19 protein-coding genes and 1 pseudogene are annotated in these 15,286 nt (G+C 67.9%); 13 read left to right on the forward strand and 7 right to left on the reverse strand.

Annotation, left to right across the window (positions count from 1 at the left end; translation table 11 throughout):
- Window positions 1–26 precede the first annotated feature (26 nt).
- On the reverse strand, window positions 27–260 hold the full coding sequence (locus SALPAC4_RS28555; protein ID WP_018908350.1) for a hypothetical protein: 234 nt from the start codon (window positions 258–260) through the stop codon (window positions 27–29).
- A 290-nt stretch (window positions 261–550) separates the two neighbouring features.
- Here SALPAC4_RS28555 and SALPAC4_RS0116105 point away from each other — a divergent pair.
- From SALPAC4_RS0116105 to SALPAC4_RS26665, 6 genes and pseudogenes are all read left to right on the forward strand, one after another.
- Window positions 551–1,269, forward strand: a pseudogene (locus tag SALPAC4_RS0116105) (XRE family transcriptional regulator).
- The gene (locus SALPAC4_RS0116110; protein ID WP_019871191.1) at window positions 1,266–1,739 is read left to right on the forward strand and encodes an NUDIX domain-containing protein; all 474 of its coding nucleotides are present in this window, start codon (window positions 1,266–1,268) and stop codon (window positions 1,737–1,739) included. The pseudogene SALPAC4_RS0116105 and the gene SALPAC4_RS0116110 overlap by 4 nt, the downstream one beginning before the upstream one ends.
- A 238-nt stretch (window positions 1,740–1,977) precedes the next feature.
- Window positions 1,978–2,217, forward strand: a complete 240-nt coding sequence (locus tag SALPAC4_RS29145; protein WP_162562129.1) for a hypothetical protein — start codon at window positions 1,978–1,980, stop codon at window positions 2,215–2,217.
- Between the two features lie 20 nt (window positions 2,218–2,237).
- Entirely contained in the window at window positions 2,238–2,375 is a 138-nt protein-coding gene (locus tag SALPAC4_RS29150; RefSeq protein WP_109746101.1) for a hypothetical protein, read from the forward strand.
- Between the two features lie 2 nt (window positions 2,376–2,377).
- Window positions 2,378–2,797 (forward strand): Imm10 family immunity protein, encoded by a 420-nt coding sequence (locus SALPAC4_RS0116115; RefSeq protein ID WP_223874768.1) that lies wholly within the window; start codon window positions 2,378–2,380, stop codon window positions 2,795–2,797.
- Window positions 2,798–2,967: 170 nt separating this feature from the next.
- A complete protein-coding gene (locus SALPAC4_RS26665) occupies window positions 2,968–3,510 on the forward strand; it encodes a hypothetical protein (protein ID WP_080640910.1) in 543 nt (180 codons plus the stop codon).
- Window positions 3,511–3,644: 134 nt separating this feature from the next.
- Here the strand turns inward: SALPAC4_RS26665 and SALPAC4_RS0116120 are convergent, their stop codons facing one another.
- The 5 genes from SALPAC4_RS0116120 to SALPAC4_RS0116140 all read right to left on the reverse strand — a co-directional run bounded on the left by SALPAC4_RS0116120 (window position 3,645) and on the right by SALPAC4_RS0116140 (window position 8,747).
- On the reverse strand, window positions 3,645–3,851 hold the full coding sequence (locus SALPAC4_RS0116120; protein WP_019871193.1) for a (4Fe-4S)-binding protein: 207 nt from the start codon (window positions 3,849–3,851) through the stop codon (window positions 3,645–3,647).
- Between the two features lie 11 nt (window positions 3,852–3,862).
- Window positions 3,863–5,137 (reverse strand): cytochrome P450, encoded by a 1,275-nt coding sequence (locus SALPAC4_RS0116125; protein ID WP_027644428.1) that lies wholly within the window; start codon window positions 5,135–5,137, stop codon window positions 3,863–3,865.
- A 141-nt stretch (window positions 5,138–5,278) separates the two neighbouring features.
- Window positions 5,279–7,501, reverse strand: coding sequence for an FtsX-like permease family protein (locus SALPAC4_RS0116130; RefSeq protein WP_019871195.1), 2,223 nt, complete (start codon window positions 7,499–7,501; stop codon window positions 5,279–5,281).
- On the reverse strand, window positions 7,498–8,226 hold the full coding sequence (locus SALPAC4_RS0116135) for an ABC transporter ATP-binding protein (protein ID WP_019871196.1): 729 nt from the start codon (window positions 8,224–8,226) through the stop codon (window positions 7,498–7,500). The genes SALPAC4_RS0116130 and SALPAC4_RS0116135 overlap by 4 nt, the downstream gene beginning before the upstream one ends.
- The gene (locus tag SALPAC4_RS0116140; RefSeq protein ID WP_019871197.1) at window positions 8,223–8,747 is read right to left on the reverse strand and encodes a PadR family transcriptional regulator; all 525 of its coding nucleotides are present in this window, start codon (window positions 8,745–8,747) and stop codon (window positions 8,223–8,225) included. Before SALPAC4_RS0116140 ends, SALPAC4_RS0116135 begins: the two co-directional genes overlap by 4 nt.
- 137 nt (window positions 8,748–8,884) lie before the next feature.
- Between SALPAC4_RS0116140 and SALPAC4_RS0116145 the strand changes: the two genes are divergently transcribed.
- Window positions 8,885–9,613: a Clp protease N-terminal domain-containing protein gene (locus SALPAC4_RS0116145; RefSeq protein WP_027644427.1), complete on the forward strand. Its 729-nt coding sequence runs from the start codon at window positions 8,885–8,887 to the stop codon at window positions 9,611–9,613.
- A gap of 23 nt (window positions 9,614–9,636) precedes the next feature.
- Window positions 9,637–10,392: a carbon-nitrogen hydrolase family protein gene (locus SALPAC4_RS0116150; RefSeq protein ID WP_019871199.1), complete on the forward strand. Its 756-nt coding sequence runs from the start codon at window positions 9,637–9,639 to the stop codon at window positions 10,390–10,392.
- Here SALPAC4_RS0116150 and SALPAC4_RS0116155 read toward each other — a convergent pair.
- Window positions 10,358–10,597, reverse strand: coding sequence for a DUF6289 family protein (locus tag SALPAC4_RS0116155; protein ID WP_019871200.1), 240 nt, complete (start codon window positions 10,595–10,597; stop codon window positions 10,358–10,360). The two genes, SALPAC4_RS0116150 and SALPAC4_RS0116155, sit on opposite strands and share 35 nt — an antisense overlap.
- Window positions 10,598–11,082: 485 nt before the next feature.
- Here SALPAC4_RS0116155 and SALPAC4_RS28565 point away from each other — a divergent pair, with 485 nt between their 5' ends.
- From SALPAC4_RS28565 to SALPAC4_RS0116185, 5 genes are all read left to right on the forward strand, one after another.
- Entirely contained in the window at window positions 11,083–11,313 is a 231-nt protein-coding gene (locus tag SALPAC4_RS28565) for a hypothetical protein (RefSeq protein ID WP_019871201.1), read from the forward strand.
- Window positions 11,314–11,569: 256 nt separating this feature from the next.
- The gene (locus SALPAC4_RS0116170; RefSeq protein ID WP_027644426.1) at window positions 11,570–12,451 is read left to right on the forward strand and encodes a helix-turn-helix domain-containing protein; all 882 of its coding nucleotides are present in this window, start codon (window positions 11,570–11,572) and stop codon (window positions 12,449–12,451) included.
- Window positions 12,452–12,455: 4 nt separating this feature from the next.
- Complete coding sequence (locus SALPAC4_RS0116175) at window positions 12,456–12,677, forward strand: DUF397 domain-containing protein (RefSeq protein ID WP_019871203.1); 222 nt, start codon at window positions 12,456–12,458, stop codon at window positions 12,675–12,677.
- 146 nt (window positions 12,678–12,823) lie between these two features.
- A complete protein-coding gene (gene dxr / locus SALPAC4_RS0116180) occupies window positions 12,824–14,035 on the forward strand; it encodes a 1-deoxy-D-xylulose-5-phosphate reductoisomerase (RefSeq protein ID WP_027644425.1) in 1,212 nt (403 codons plus the stop codon).
- Window positions 14,035–15,285, forward strand: a complete 1,251-nt coding sequence (locus SALPAC4_RS0116185) for a M50 family metallopeptidase (RefSeq protein WP_019871205.1) — start codon at window positions 14,035–14,037, stop codon at window positions 15,283–15,285. The genes dxr and SALPAC4_RS0116185 overlap by 1 nt, the downstream gene beginning before the upstream one ends.
- The last annotated feature ends 1 nt before the right edge of the window (window position 15,286 follow it).

Consider the following 15,286-nt stretch of genomic DNA (forward strand, 5'->3'; position numbering starts at 1 on the left):
CCACCACGGTCCTGGTTGGGGTGCCGCTACTCGTTGTGTAGTGCGGGCGAACGCTGCCAGGCGAGGAACCGTGCGTGGAGTACTCCTGACGGGGTGTGGGGTAGGTCTTCGCATGCTTGGACCAGGTACGCCGACAGGTGCAGTATCAGCGACACCCGGGCACCGGTGAACTCCGCCACGAGTTGCCGTTTCCGGGTCCGGCACGGCCACGGTACCCCGCATCCCGCGCAGATCCACTGCGGCCGTATCGGTTGATGCATCGACAACAACCCCACCACCCTCCCGGATCGTTGGAAGGGGGAAGGGACCGCCACCCGCACCAAACCCAGAACCACAGCCCGGGTCGAGTGGCGCCCCTTCCCCCTGGCGCCCACCAGCCCGGCGAAAGTGCCGCAAGCGAACCGGCGAGGCCCTTGCTGCTGAACCTACGAACCAACCCCGGGACACCCCAACGTCCCGACAGGCACCAGCCTGGATACTTCCACGACCCTGGTGCGTCCCGCCGTGTCCACTACCGTGGGACGGTATGAGTCACCGCCTACGCGCGGCCATGCTCCGCGCCCGCCTCAACCCCGCCGCCCTCGCCGAAGCCGTCGGAGTCGACGTCAAAACCGTCACCCGGTGGCTCAGCGGCCGGATCCCACACGCACCCGCCTCGCCGTCGCCGACGCCCTCGGCGAAACCGAAGCCGACCTGTGGCCCCAAACCCGCCCCGACCAGGCACCCGGCGCGGAAGCCACCGCCGAGGTCGTCGCCGCCTACGCCCACCGCGCCGACATCGGCCACCACGTCTGGGCCGCCCTACTCACCGGCGCCACCACCCGCATCGACCTGCTCGGCTACGCCTACCCATTCCTCCTAGAACTGCTGCCCCACACCATGCAACTCATCACCGACAAAGCCACCAACGGCACCCAGGTCCGGCTCGCGTTCGCCGACCCCGACTGCCCACACGTCGCCGAACGCGACAACCTCGAACAGATCGGCGGCACCCTCCCCGGCCGCATCCGCAACGCCCTCAACTTCTGCGAACCCCTCCACCAGGTGCCCGGCGTCCACATCGGCCTGCACACCGTGCACCTGTACAACTCGGTGTTCCGCTTCGACCACCAAATGATCGTCACCCCACACCTCTACCGCGCCCGCGGCTACCAACACCCCGCCCTACACCTACGCGAACTCTCCCCGCACGGCATCTTCGCCGCCCACGCCGACCAATTCGAACAGATCTGGCAAACCACCACCGCCTACCCCACGCACACCCCGTGACCGGCCGCCGCGACCACTACCACGACCCCCACGCCCCCACCCCGAACAGCCTCATCCCCGGCGCCGCCGCCATCATCACCGACCCACACGGCCGCATCCTGCTGCAACAACGCACCGACTCCGGCAACTGGTCCCTCCCCGGCGGCACCATGAACATCGGCGAAACCCTCCAACAATGCGCCATCCGCGAAGTCAAAGAAGAAACCGGCCTCGACATCGCCATCACCGGCCTCCTCGGCATCTACACCGACCCCGCACACGTCATCGCCTACCCCGACGGCGAGGTGCGGCAGGAGTTCACCATCACCTACCGTGCCCGAGCCACCGGCGGCACACTCACCGTCAGCGACGAATCCACCGACCTCCGCTACATCCACCCCACCGACTTCGACCACATCCCCATCCACGACACCGTCCGACTCCGCCTCCACCACCACACCCAACACCGCGACACCCCCTACCTCGGATAGCGCCGCCCATCGATGCCCGGGCCGCTGAAGGGCGCGGATGTCTTCCCAGGTTGCCGTCACCGTTGCCGTGAATGCCGATGATTTTCGATGCGGCGAGTCGGTCCTACGCACGAAAGGCCAGGTGAAACGCCATGAACACGTAAGTCGCACGACGTGACGGGCTGAAAATCCCACACGTACTATGTGCTGGCGGGGGGCAACTCCAGTCCTGGTTCACAACACCGGCGGCAGCGGCCACATGTGCGATATCACCGCGACAGCTCCTGACGGGAGTACGCGTGTCGATGTGAAGTTGGAGAGCGGTGACATGACTCCGGAGGAGGCTGCTCTCGGATATCCCAACAATTACGCCTTCACGCACTCGGAGCATCGGTTCTCCCGTGTGGCAGGTGCCTCCACCGGGCCGAAGGTCTCACTTCCGAACGATCCGTTCGCTGGTAGGCACCCGTTGAGTTCTGGTGACGCGGTGACGCGGTGACGCGGTGACGCGGTGACGCGGTGACGATGCGAGGCCAGCTTCCGCCCTGTTCAAGGTGTAAGGGGGCAATGAACCGCATGGTCAGGGAATTAGGAGTATCGGTTACATATACATGGGACGGTGTTAAGGGTGCCGGAATATGGAAGGCGAGGGGCTAGCGATGAGACTGACCGCCACGGAGGTCGGGTTCTTTGAGGACTACGAGGATGAGGAGTCTCTGGAGGTAGGCGTCAGGGGGGTGGATGGCGCTGGTGTTCGGAGGTCTCTTTCGATTCAGCGATCCACCTATGAGCCAGACGAGCAGGAAGTGCAGTCTGGAATGGACTCCTATAACGTCTCGAACGAGCGGGGGTTCACGGTTTACGGCTGTCTGCAGCGCGTGCAGCTTAACGGCACGCTACTGGCCCTGGAGTTCACAGCTGAGGATGCGGAGATTCTTGAAATTCCGGCTCTCGTGGAAGTGGAACTCCGTGATTCAGGAGCCGACATTGCGAACTTGTCGACGAAACTTGGTGAGATCTTGGACTGGGGTTCCACCGAGAAGCGGCCGGAACTGATCGGGCTGAACGTTTCCGAATAGACGTCCGCTACATCCGCTTCCACGACCTGCGACACACCTGCGCCACGCTGCTGCTAGCCGTCGGGATACTTCGGTCTGGATATTAACAATCACAGTGGGCATTTCCTGCCATCCGCGGAAAGCCTGCAGGTCGGCCGCGAAGTATTTGCGAGAGCGGGGATCGGATTCTAATGATCGATCTGTGCCTGTTGGGAAAGCTTAGTATTGGCGACCTCTCCATGTTGCTTGCTGAGCGAACGCCTACCTGGACCGGCATTCATCCTTCTGATTGGCATTATTTGCTCGCATTATTCAACTCACAGCTGATGTGTGCCGATCGGCAGGCAGTAACCCGGGACTTACCACTGTTGCGTCGTGCATATGAAACCCTGATCGAGGCCGCCCGTGACGGTGGTGCTATCGACCAGCGCGAGAGTGTTTTGCGCCTCGTCAACCTGCTCGTGGCTTTGGCTGCGATTTCAGACTCTGACGAGGAGATTGACGACTTGGTGGCGGAGGCAAAGCGTGTCGCCCTGGAGAACGTGCCAATGTCGCTTGAGTCTGTTCAGGTTAAAGTTCGGGGCTGGCGCACGTTACCGATCAAAGAGATTCGAGATTTGCGCTACGCGAAGAACCTATTGACTCCGCTCGGTTCAATCGCGAATCGAGGTAGTCGCGGAATGTGTTCGACAAACTTCGAAGCTTGGATGGGCCTACTGTCATCCCTTCCGTAGTTGCGCCTCGGGGCCAATCCATGGTGGGCGCGCGCGGGCCGTTAACCGATCTATCCAAGACCTCAACCTTTATTGATTACCGATGCATCGGTCCCACCTCACCAGCCGAAGGCTCTTACGAGGCGAAACACGGACTAAACCTCGCCCGATTCCTCGATGAGGGAGAGTGCGCCGGATGGGCAGAGTTCGACGGCGTCGCGGGCTCGTTGGGCGGCTTCGCCTTCGGGGTGTTTGGTGACGAGCATGACGATGCCGTCGTCGTGCTGGTCGAACACGGTCGGGTCGGTCATTACGCACTGGCCGGCTCCGATGCAGACGTCGGTGTTCGCCTCGATTCGCATATGGTCCTCCGTTACCAGGCGACGGGGAGTTCTTCGGCGCCGTAGATGATCGCGTCGGACTTGAACGGGATGTCGTCGAGCGGTGCGGCCAGGCGGAGGGTGGGGATGCGACGGAACAGGGTGTCGAAGACGATTTGCAGCTCCAAGCGAGCCAGGGTTTGGCCGATGCACTGGTGTGGGCCGAAGCCGAAGGCGACGTGGTGGCGCGCGCCGCGTTCGAGGTCGATCTGGTTTGGGTCGGTGAAGACCGTGGGGTCGTGGTCGGCGGCCAGCCCGGAGATGACGACTCCGTCGCCGGCGGTGATGGTGGTGTCGCCGAGCTGTACGTCCTCGGTGGCCACGCGGGCGGTGACGGTATCGGTGATGGTGAAGTAGCGCAGTAGCTCCTCGACGGCCGGCGGTGTCTTCTCCGGGTCATCTTTGATCATGGCTAGCTGGTCGGGGTGTTGGAGCAGCCCCACAACGCCGAGGGAGATCATGTTCGCGGTGGTCTCGTGACCGGCGATGAGCAGGAGGAAGGCCATACTGACCAGGCTCGTGCGGTCGAAGGTGCCGGCCGCGTGCTGTTTGGCGATCTGCCGGCTGAGCAGGTCGTCGGTGGGGTCGGCGACCTTGCGGTCGATCAGCCCGCCGAGGTAGGTGTTCAGCTCTTCCTGGATGCGGACCCGGACCTTCGATGGTGTGTGGTGCCGGACCAGGGGGCCGCTGCGCGCCTGGAAGAAGTCATGGTCGGCGTAGGGGACGCCGAGTAGCTCGCAGATGACCAACGACGGCACCGGCAGCGACAGCGCTTCGACCAAGTCGGCGGAGCGTTGCTCGGAGGACAGCATCTCGTCAATGTGCTGGTCGACGATCTGCTGGATCCGTGGCCGCAGCCCGGCCATCCGCCGGACGGTGAACTCACCCATCAGGGCCCGCCGCGTCTGGGCGTGCTCGGCGCCGTCCATGCCAAGCATGGAGGTGGGCTGGTCCTGCAACTGTTTTCTGGTCTCCGGGTCGGTGCTGACGAACGGGAAGTTGTCCCGGCGGCGGTCGGAGGAGAACCGCCGGTCGGCCAGGACGGCGCGGGCCAGCTCGTGCCCGGCGATCCACCATGCTTCGCGGCCGGTCGTCAGGCGGACCTTGGTCAGCGGGGAGTGCTCCCTGATCTGTTCGTATTCGGCGGGTGTGCTGAAGGGGCATCCACGTTCGACGGGAAATTCGGTGTCGGTGACCTCGCCGGAGCCAGGCCCTGACGTAGCAGTCGAGGAGGTCCCTGGCGTAGTGATCGAGGCAGTCTCTGTCATGGTGATCGTCACCTCGCAGAAGTGGATGTTGTCCCCGCCCGCTCGGCCCCAGGCTAGCCGGACGGTGGCACTCCGTCCATGCCTGATCGTCGATGGCCAGGCTGGTCTGCCTACCGGCCGGGCGGGGACGACAGCGGGCACCTATCCGATCCGGGTCGCTTCGATGGTGGTGCTCGTCCGCGCCGTACGGAAGGTGGCGACCACCGCGGTCGCGGCGAGCGCGAGGCTCGTGGCGAGGATCAGGTAGTACGAGGGAGGTAGCCAGTTGATCGTTCGTTGGCCTTCGGTGAGGCCGGCGACGATGCACCAGGCGGTGAGGATCCCGAGCCCGATGCAGAGTGCGAAGACCGTGGCGAGCGGCAGGGCTGCTTCGGCGACGATGACGCGGCGTACCGTCGATACGGGCATTCCCATGAGGCGGAGCAGGCCGAGTACCCGCTTCCGGTCCAGGATGGCGGCGATGCTGGAGGCGGCGAGGGCGACCGCGGAGATCAGGGTGGCCACGAGCACGGCCAGGCGGCCGAGGGTGGCGTAGCGGTCGGCCCAGGTTCGCCACCGGGTGCCCTCGTGGTCGGCCTGGGTCCCGGGCGGAGATAGCAGGCGCAGTTCGCTGCCGAGAATGGCGGTGCGGGCACGTTCGACCGAGTGCGTCGTGCCGTCGGTGGCGACGAGCAGAATTTCCGGCGTGGTGCCCGGTGCGGTCGCTGGGCGGGTGACCAGCGAGCCGTCGCCGAAGGCGCTGCTGCCGTTGACCTGGATATGGCTGGCGCCGTGGGGGTTGGGTAGGCCGGCTCCCGCGGCGTCGGCGGCGGTGAAGACGGGGCCGCTCTCGGGGTGGGAGTAGCCGATCGCGGTCGCGGTGACCCCGTTGGTTTGGGCGATCCGGGATGTCGCGGCGGTGACCGCGGTGGTACCGGACGCCGGTGCGCCGGCATCGTCCGGTGGTGGCGGGTGGAGCCAGGCGATCAGGGTGGAAGGCGCGAGATACTCGGAGTCTTCGATGGCTGGTTCCTCGGCGACGGTGGTGATCCCGGCGGAGAAGACCGATACCAGGAAGACGGCGGCGACCAGGCCGCTGACCGCGCGGAACGTTGCCCGTGGGTGTTGTTGGATGCGGTTCATTGCGATCACCCCGGCGGTGCGGTGCGTGCGGCGGGCCGCGATCCGCGCGATCCAGTAGGTGAGCACCGGCCCGGCGGCGATCAGCCCGACCAGGAGCAGGACGAAGCCGGCGATGAGGATCCGGTCGGTACGGGGGAGCGGGGTGTGCCGCAGGGCAGCGGTCGTGGCGCCCAGCAGCACCACCACGCCGGCGATGAGCGGCACCACGCCGAGGGCGGTGGGGCGGCGCTCGGTGCGCCCGCGGCTGCCACCGAGGGGACCGATTCTGGCCCGGCTGGTGCGCCACCCGGCGACGGCGGTGCAGCCGGCCACGACGCCCGCGACGACGATGAGCACCGTGCCGGGCGGCACGGTCAGGTCGGTGCGAAAGAACCGGCCGTCTTCCATCTCGACCAGGGCGGCGATCGGGATGAGCAGCCACGCCAGGGCCACCCCGGCCAGGGCGCCCACGAGGCTGGTCACCCCGGTCTCGGTGGCGGCGATGGCAGCGACCCGGCGGGGGGTGGCGCCGATGAGGCGTAGGGCGGCGAAGCGTTCGGTGCGGGTGGCCGCGCCGAGGCGGGTGACGATCCCGACCAGGATCAGGACGGGGAGCAGAACCGCGATGGCGCCGATGATGGTGATGGTGCGGTAGTTGCTGCTTGGATAGGAAACCCCGCGGAACTCCGTGACCGACCAGACACCTCCGCGGAGGAAGACGCTTCCCGCCCCGCCAGATATCGATGGCCGTAGGTTCTCGGTCGTCGTCCCGGTTACGACAACCAGCGAGTCCGGGCCCGCCAGGCCCGCTTCGTCAATGACGCCGGCCGGGGCGCCATACCGGGAACCGAGGATGTCCGTGGGGTTCGCCTCGATGAGGGCGATCAGTGCGGGGGAGGCGTGGTAGGTGCCGGCCTCCGGGGGCCGCCCGACTCCGGGTACGACCACGGTCGAGTCCGGCGTCGCGACGATGTCGACCCTGATGATCTCTTCCCCGTCGAAGTGCTCCAGGTTGGTCGCCGCGAGCACGGAGTCGTCGGTTGGCGCGGCGGCAGCCGGGTTCTGGACCTGGGTGGACCACTCTCCGTGGGACAGGGAGGGCCAGCTGAGGCGTTCGGAGCGGGAGGTGACTCCGTCGTAGCCGCCGAGGAGTAGCAGCAGTAGGGCGACCCCGACCGCGATGCCGCCGGCCATGCCGATCAGCCGCCCGGATGCCCCGCGGCCCTCCGCCGTGACGAGTCTGGTCAGGGTGAACAGCCTCATCCGTACGCCCCTCCGATCGTGACCTGTCCATCGCGGACGACGACCTCCCGGTCGGCGTAGGCGGCCGTACGTGGGTCGTGGGTGGTGAGGATGAGGGCGGTGTTGGCGTCTCGGGCGGCCTCGGTGAGGGCGAGCATCACCGTCTCGGCGGCGAGTGAGTCCAGCGATCCGGTCGGCTCGTCCGTGAAGAGCAGGGTTGGCTTGGTGGCCAGGGCTCGGGCGATGGCGACCCGCTGCGCCTGCCCGCCGGAGAGCTGCCCCGGCAGTTTCCGGGAGTACTCGCCCAGACCGAGCCGGTCGAGCCAGGCGTCAGCCCGGCGGCGGGCTTCGCGGCGTTTGACGCCGGCCAGCAGGAGGGGAAGCGTCACGTTGTCCACCGCGTTCAGGTCGGGCAGGAGCTGCCCGTGTTGAAAGACGAATCCGAATTTGTCCAGGCGGAGCCGCGACCGGCCCGCCTCGTTGAGGTCGGTGAGGCGAACGTTGTCGTAGTCCACGGTGCCCTCGTCTGGGACCAGGACCCCGGCGAGTACGTGGAGGAGGGTGGATTTTCCCGACCCGGAGGGGCCGGTCACCGCGATGATCTCGCCAGCGTGGCAGTCCAGGTCGATGCCGCGCAGGGCTTCGGTTAGCCCGAACGCCAGCCGCAGCCCCCGCGCCGACAGGAGGGGAGCCGACCCGTCCTCGAGGGTGCGCGGCGACATACTGATGGTCTCGACCTTGTTCACTTTTTTACCTCGGCTTGTAGCTGGGAGAGGCGGGCGGCGGTCAGGTCGATCCAGCGCAGGTCCGCCTCGATGTGGAACAGGGCGTGGTCGCAGGCGAGGACGACGGCGAGGCTCGCTCCCCGCTTCTCGTTGGTCAACTCCCGCATCCGCGCCATGTGCCGGCTTCGTTGCAGGTCCAGCAGTCGGCCGGCGTCGTCGCCGAGGAGCAGCGCGATGATTGTCTTGGCGAAGAGGTCGCTCTGCAGGGTTTCCGACGGCACCTCGGGGGTGAAGATCCACTCCAGTACCCGGGCGCGGCCGGCGGGGGTGATCCCGTAGCGCTTGCGCTCCGGGCCGGTGCCGGCCTCGGCGCCGATCGCGACGATCCAGCCGTCGCGCATCAGCCGGGTCAGGGTGGTGTAGACCTGCCCGAACGCCAGTGGTTTCTTCAGCCCGAACCAGCGGTCGTAGCGGCTTTTCAGGTCGTAGCCGTAGCTCGCACCGGTGCCGAGGAGGCCGAGGAGGGTTGTCGTGTTGTCCACGCCCGGGAATATATACACGCGGTATCTACACGCACAATCTACTTCGGCTTGTGGCTTGTGGCTTGTGGCGCCGTAGGGGTCGGCCGGATCGTCAACCTATGGTTGACGAGCTGCATGCGTCAACCTATGGTTGACGCATGACTGAATCATTGATGATGACCCACCCGGTACGCCTCGACGAGCTGATCGACCACATCAAGCAGGGGCGCGACAGCGCGCTGGACCAACTCGCCGACGCGGTCCTGGCCGGCGAGCACCTCGGCGAGGTGGCCGACCATCTGATCGGTCACTTCGTCGACCAGGCCCGACGCTCGGGCGCCTCGTGGACCGAGATCGGCCGCAGCATGGGCGTCAGCAAGCAGGCCGCCCAGAAGCGTTCGGCGGCGAAGGTGGCGACGGCCGCGGAGCTGGAGTCGGATGGCGGCTTCAGCCGGTTCACCACCCGGGCCCGTAACGTCGTCGTCGCCTCCCAGGAGGAGGCGCGCGCCGCCGGTAACGCCGAGATCGGTCCGGCGCACCTGGCGTTGGGTCTGCTGGTCGATCTGAATGCGCTCGCCCCGCAACTGATCAAGGCGCGCGGGGTGTCCCTGGACCGGCTCCGGGACGCGGTCGCGGCGACCCTGCCGCCCCGCGTCGAGCAGGTTCCGGACCTGATTCCGTACGACGCGCGGGGCAAGAAGGCGTTGGAGCTCACCTTTCGGGAGGGGCTTCGACTCGGCCACAATTACCTCGGTACCGAGCACATCCTGCTCGCCCTGCTTGAGGAGGAGGGCGGCGACGGCGTGCTCACCGGCCTCGGCCTGGAGAAGGAAGGGGTGGAGGCCGCGGTCCAGGGCGCACTCGCCGCGCTCGCCCGCAAGAGCTAGGCGAGGCAGAGAGGGGAGACGTGATGGGGCAGCCGTTGCGCATCGCGGTGGCACAGCCACGATGCCTCGCGTACGACGTGCTGGTCAACGCGGAGGCGCACGCGACGGCGGTCCGGGCGGCGGACGCGCGGGTGGTGGTGTTCCCCGAGCTGTCGCTGACCGGCTACGAACTGGACGCGCTGCCAGTCGCTCCCAGCGACGAACGGCTGACCCCCATCGTCAACGCCTGTGCCGACACCGGGGCGCTCGCACTCGTTGGCGCCCCGGTGCCGGGGCCGGGCATCGGCGTGCTGGCGGTGGACGGGAAAGGCGCACGGGTGGCCTATCGGAAGGTCCACCTGCACGGTCGGGAGGCTCTCCACTTCGTCCCCGGCGAGCCGGCCGTGATCGACGTGGACGGGTGGCGGCTGGGGCTCGCCGTCTGCCGTGACACCGGCGTCCCCGAGCACGCCGCGCAGACGGCCGCGCTCGGGATCGACGGTTACGTGGCTGGGGTCGTGCACGCCGAGGACGAGGCCGAGGTGCACGGCGAGCGGGCCCGTCGGGTCGCCGCAGACCACGGCGTCTGGGTGGCCACGGCGGCCTTCGCCGGACCGACCGGTGGCGGCTTCACCCGAACGTCCGGCCGCTCGGGCATCTGGTCCGCCGCCGGGGAACTGGTTGCCGAGGCGAGCGCCGCCCCCGACGATGTTGCCCGTACGGTCTTCTATCGAGCTGAGACTGGCCCCTTCGCCCGTACGGGGGTCAGCGTGGGCAGGGGTACTCCTGGAACGTCTTGAAGGCGCTGCGGGTGCCGAGCATCGTGGGCTCGCCCTGGCAGTCCTCGTAGAGGCTTCCCACCACGCTGGTGTGTGACGGGTCGGAGTAGAAGGTCGTGTAGCACTCGAAGCCGAACGTGCAGGCGCGAGCCGGCGCGGGTGCTGCGGGCGAGACGAGGACGGTGGCGGCGAGGAAGGCCAGGACGACGAAGAGGCGTCGGATCATGATGGTTGACCTCCGGCGATGTGGGCTGATGAATCGAGAGCTGACTGTGCCGTAAGCATTAACCAGTATGAAACAAATAACAACTCAACCTTTCGCGTGCGTGCTGTTTCCCGGCGCCTTCCATGGCGTAGGATTTGTCCGATTCCACCGGCATTCCTGCCGGTGGTGCCGGGTTTCCGGGCGACCCACACGGGGAGCGGCCGCAGTAGGCGATATGGGGCATGTCGACTATGGTGCGATCGCGAGTTCTATTGCTCCACGCCAAATTGCCAAAGCCGGCGGCCCCAGCGGTATCCACAGCTCAAACCGCATTGGCCTGCGGTGTTACCGCAGGCCAATGCGGCGTTACCGCAGGGCCCGGTGTAGTCGGCGCGATGGCGGCAGCGGTCTGCTCCGTCGAGCCGGGCATCGCACCAGACCCGGGCCCGCAGTAGCTGGCGGTCCTCCTCGCTGAGCGTGGCTTCGCCGAAGTCGAGGACAGTGACGTGCGCGAGTGGGTCGCGGAGCGCCGTGGCGAGGCGGACCGCATCGTCCTGGTTGGTCGGCGCGTCGGTAGCGTGCGGCGCGTCGGTGCGGTGGCAGCGGTCGGTGTGTCGCGACTGCCACTGGCGCAGGGCCTGCCGGATCCGCTCTGCTTCGGGTCGAGGCCTCGTCGGCGGGCGTCGAAGGTGGCGCCGCGGAGCTGGTACGCGCGCGGTCGGTCCTCGCTCGGGTAGATCATCGTCGGGCCGCCTTCGGGTGTGTCACCGTACGGTCGTTGATGGCCTTCGTGGGTGCTCCCTGCGGTAGCTGTCGAGGCCGGGGCGGGCACCTGGACGGGGTGGAGGGAGGTGCCCGTCCTGGGGTGGCCGCAGTCAATACGTGGCCGGTCTCAGACAAGATTTATTGCAACCCTGGATTGCTGCAATGTAACGCGGGAGGATGCGGGCCAAGGGATGAGGTGCCTAACGCGACGACAGTTAAGGAGATGGCGTGGATGATTCGGGGAGCACCGTTCCGCGTAGGCAACTCGGGAGATATCTGAGAGAGCTTCGAGAAAGCGCGTATGTCACGGTGTCGGCCGCCGCGAAGGAGCTGGAGTGGTCGGCGCCCCGGATCTGGCGGTACGAGACCGGCCAGGTCCCCATGCACCCCAACGATGTGGAGGCCATGTGCCGGGTCTACGGGGCGGCCCGGGAGACGATCGAGACGATGCGGGCGCTGGCCCGGGAGACCAAGGCGCACGGCTGGTGGCACAGTTACGGCTCGGCGATCAAGGACTGGTTCAAGCTGTACGTCGGCCTGGAAGCCGCCGCGACCCGGATCCGAAAATACGAGGTGGACCTGATTCCCGGCCTGTTGCAGACCGTGGAGTACATGACTGAGGTGATCGCCACCGACCATCCGCAGCTCAGCGAGGCGGAGCGCCAGGCGAAGGTGGAGGTGCGCCTGCACCGGCAGCGGTTGTTGGCTCGGGCGATCCCGCGGGCGCCCCAGCTCGAGGTGGTGCTGAACGAGGCGGTGTTGCGGCGGCCACTGAGCGACCGGTCGGCGATGGCGCGTCAACTCGAGGCGTTGCTCGTCACCGGGGAACGGCACAACGTTGGCGTTCGGGTGCTGCCGCTGAGCGCCGGGGTGTTCCGCTGGGCGCAGGTGGGCACCTTCACCATGCTGGAGTTCCCGAGCGACGTGCGGGAGCCGGAGCCGACCACCATTTACACGGACGGGCCGTGCGGGGCGGTCTACCTTGACAAGGCCCACGAGGTCCAGACCTACGAGGACGCCTGGCGTTCGCTCAGCGCGCGAACGCGGGGTGTAGCCGAGTCCCGTGAGTTGATCATGGCGATTGCGAGGGAGATGACCGATGAGGCGTGACGGGGTGTGGCGTAAGTCGTCCCGGTCCGGTGGCGAGGGTGACTGCGTCGAGGTGGCGGCATTCGCCGATGCGGCCGGCGCGCAGAACGGCGCTGTCGGCGCAGGAGACGGCGTCGTCGGCGTACGGGACAGCAAGGACCGGCCCGGTCCGGCGTTGAGCTTCGACTCGGCGGCCTGGGCCCGGTTCGTCGCCGCCGTCCCGGCTGAGGAGCGAGACCAGCTCTGAGCTGCTGTTGGCCGGTGTTGGCCGGGGTGCCGGCACCGGCCCTGCGGTGGATCGGCTCAGGCGCCCGGCGGGGTGCCGGCACCGCCCTTCGGCGCGTCGGCTGAGGCTCCCGGCGAGCGCTGAACCGGCTGGGGAACAATGGCGGGGTGACTTCTCCCCGCGAGGTGGTGCTGCTCGGCTCCACCGGTTCGATCGGCACCCAGGCCATCGACATCGTGCGCCGCAACCCGGACCGGTTCCGGGTGGTGGCGCTCGGCGCCGGTGGCGGCAATGTCGGGTTACTCGCCGCACAGGCCCTGGAACTCGGCGTGGAGGCGGTCGGCGTGGCGCGGGCGTCCGCCGCCCAGGATCTCCAGCTCGCCTTCTACGCGGAGGCGAGCCGCCGCGGCTGGGCCTGGGGCGAGGTTAGGCTGCCGAAGATCATCGCCGGGCCGGACGCGATGACCGAGCTGGCCCAGTGGCGTAGCGACGTGGTGCTCAACGGGGTGGTCGGCTCGCTTGGGCTCGCGCCGACCCTGGCCGCGCTGCGCGCCGGGCGCACCCTCGCCCTCGCCAACAAGGAATCGCTGGTGGCCGGCGGCTCCCTGGTCCGGGCCGCGGTGACCCGGCCGGGGCAGATCGTCCCGGTCGACTCCGAGCACACCGCGCTCGCCCAGTGCCTGCGTTCCGGATCCCGCCCCGAGGTACGCCGGCTGCTCGTCACCGCCAGCGGCGGCCCGTTCCGGGGGCGGCGGCGCGACGAGTTGACCCAGGTCACCCCGGAGCAGGCGCTCGCCCACCCGACCTGGAACATGGGGCCGGTCGTCACGATCAACTCCGCCACGATGGTCAACAAGGCGCTGGAGGTGATCGAGGCGCACGAGCTCTTCGACGTGCCGTACGCCGACATCACCGTGCTGGTCCACCCGACCTCGGTGATCCACTCGATGGTCGAGTTCGTGGATGGCTCCACCATCGCCCAGGCCAGCCCGCCGGACATGCGGCTGCCGATCGCGCTCGGCCTCGGCTGGCCGGACCGGGTCGCCGACGCCGCCCCCGCCGTTGACTGGACGACCAGCCACACCTGGGAGTTCGCGCCGCTGGATGACGCGGCCTTCCCGGCGGTCGCGCTCGCCAAGGCGGCCGGCGAGGCCGGGTGCTGCCGGCCGGCGATCTACAACGCGGCCAACGAGGAGTGCGTCGCGGCGTTCGTCGCGGGACGGTTGCCCTTCCTCGGCATCGTCGACACCCTGGAGCAGGTGCTGGCCGAGGCCCCTGACTTCGGTGAACCAGGTACCGTCGAGGACGTGCTCGCGGCCGAGTCGTGGGCGCGCGGGCACGCGCAGACAATCATCGAGAAGTCAGTGGAAGGAGCTTGATGGCCTACCTGCTCGGGGTGACGCTCTTCGCCCTCGCCATCCTGATCTCGGTGAGTCTGCACGAAGCGGGGCACCTGCTGACGGCGAAGGCCTTCGGCATGAAGGTGACCCGTTACTTCGTCGGTTTCGGTCCGACCCTCTGGTCGTTCAAGCGGGGCGAGACGGAGTACGGCCTCAAGGGCATCCCACTCGGCGGCTTCTGCAAGATCGTCGGAATGACCCCGCAGGACGACGATGTCGACCCGGCCGACCAGCCGCGGGCGATGTGGCGGTTCCCGGTCTGGAAGCGGACGATCGTGATGTCGGCCGGCTCGATCGCGCACTTCGCGCTGGCCCTGATCGCGCTCTGGATCATCGCGATCACCGCCGGTCTGCCCAACCCGAACTTCCCGAGCACCCTGGCGCAGGTCCGGCAGGAGCCGGCGGTCATCCAGCTCGCGACCTGCGTCGTCCCGGAGAACGAGGCCCGGGCCTGCACCGACGCCGACCCGGCCAGCCCGGCCGCCCAGGGCGAACTGCGCGACGGCGACCAGATCACCGCGGTCAACGGCACCCCCGTCACCAGCTACGGTGACCTGCTCGTCGCCCTGCGCGCCCAGCAGCCGGGGCAGCCGGCGCAGGTCGAGTACCTGCGGGACGACCAGCCGGGCAGCACCACCGTGACGCTCGGGCAGACCCAACGCCCGCCGCTGGACGACCCGGAGGGCACCGTTGGGCCGGTCGCGGCGCTCGGCGTCGGGCTCATCCCCAGCACCCCCAGCCGGATCGAGTACGGCCCGATCGGCGCCTTCGGCGGTACCGCCGAGTTCACCGGCACCATGGCGGTGAACACGTACGAGGCGATGAAGCGGATCCCGCAGAAGGTCCCGGCGCTCTGGACGGCGATCACCGGTGGCGAGCGGGAGATGGACACCCCGATCAGCGTGGTCGGCGCGAGCCGGATCGGCGGCGAGGCGGTGGAGAACAACGCCTGGCTGCTCTTCTTCATGCTCTTCGTCTCGCTGAACTTCTTCATCGGCGTGTTCAACCTGCTGCCGCTGCTGCCGCTGGACGGCGGCCACATCGCCATCGCCTGGTTCGAGCGGGCCCGCTCCTGGATCTACGCCGGGCTGCGTCGTCCCGACCCGGGCCGGGTCGACTATCTCAAGCTGATGCCCGTGACGTACGCGGTGATCCTGATCGGCGGCGCGTTCACGCTGCTGACCATCACCGCGGACGTCGTCAACCCGATCACGCTCTTCACAAGGTGAG

This window comes from Salinispora oceanensis (assembly GCF_000383575.1).
In the GTDB taxonomy this organism is placed as follows: Bacteria; Actinomycetota; Actinomycetes; order Mycobacteriales; family Micromonosporaceae; genus Micromonospora; species Micromonospora oceanensis.

Coding starts and splice junctions, on each gene's coding strand:
- SALPAC4_RS28555 (WP_018908350.1), bottom strand. CDS start 260: ATGCATCAACCGATACGGCCGCAGTGGATCTGCGCGGGATGCGGGGTA.
- SALPAC4_RS29145 (WP_162562129.1), top strand. CDS start 1,978: ATGTGCGATATCACCGCGACAGCTCCTGACGGGAGTACGCGTGTCGAT.
- SALPAC4_RS0116115 (WP_223874768.1), top strand. CDS start 2,378: ATGAGACTGACCGCCACGGAGGTCGGGTTCTTTGAGGACTACGAGGAT.
- SALPAC4_RS26665 (WP_080640910.1), top strand. CDS start 2,968: ATGATCGATCTGTGCCTGTTGGGAAAGCTTAGTATTGGCGACCTCTCC.
- SALPAC4_RS0116120 (WP_019871193.1), bottom strand. CDS start 3,851: ATGCGAATCGAGGCGAACACCGACGTCTGCATCGGAGCCGGCCAGTGC.
- SALPAC4_RS0116125 (WP_027644428.1), bottom strand. CDS start 5,137: ATGACAGAGACTGCCTCGATCACTACGCCAGGGACCTCCTCGACTGCT.
- SALPAC4_RS0116130 (WP_019871195.1), bottom strand. CDS start 7,501: ATGAGGCTGTTCACCCTGACCAGACTCGTCACGGCGGAGGGCCGCGGG.
- SALPAC4_RS0116145 (WP_027644427.1), top strand. CDS start 8,885: ATGACTGAATCATTGATGATGACCCACCCGGTACGCCTCGACGAGCTG.
- SALPAC4_RS0116150 (WP_019871199.1), top strand. CDS start 9,637: ATGGGGCAGCCGTTGCGCATCGCGGTGGCACAGCCACGATGCCTCGCG.
- SALPAC4_RS0116155 (WP_019871200.1), bottom strand. CDS start 10,597: ATGATCCGACGCCTCTTCGTCGTCCTGGCCTTCCTCGCCGCCACCGTC.
- SALPAC4_RS0116185 (WP_019871205.1), top strand. CDS start 14,035: ATGGCCTACCTGCTCGGGGTGACGCTCTTCGCCCTCGCCATCCTGATC.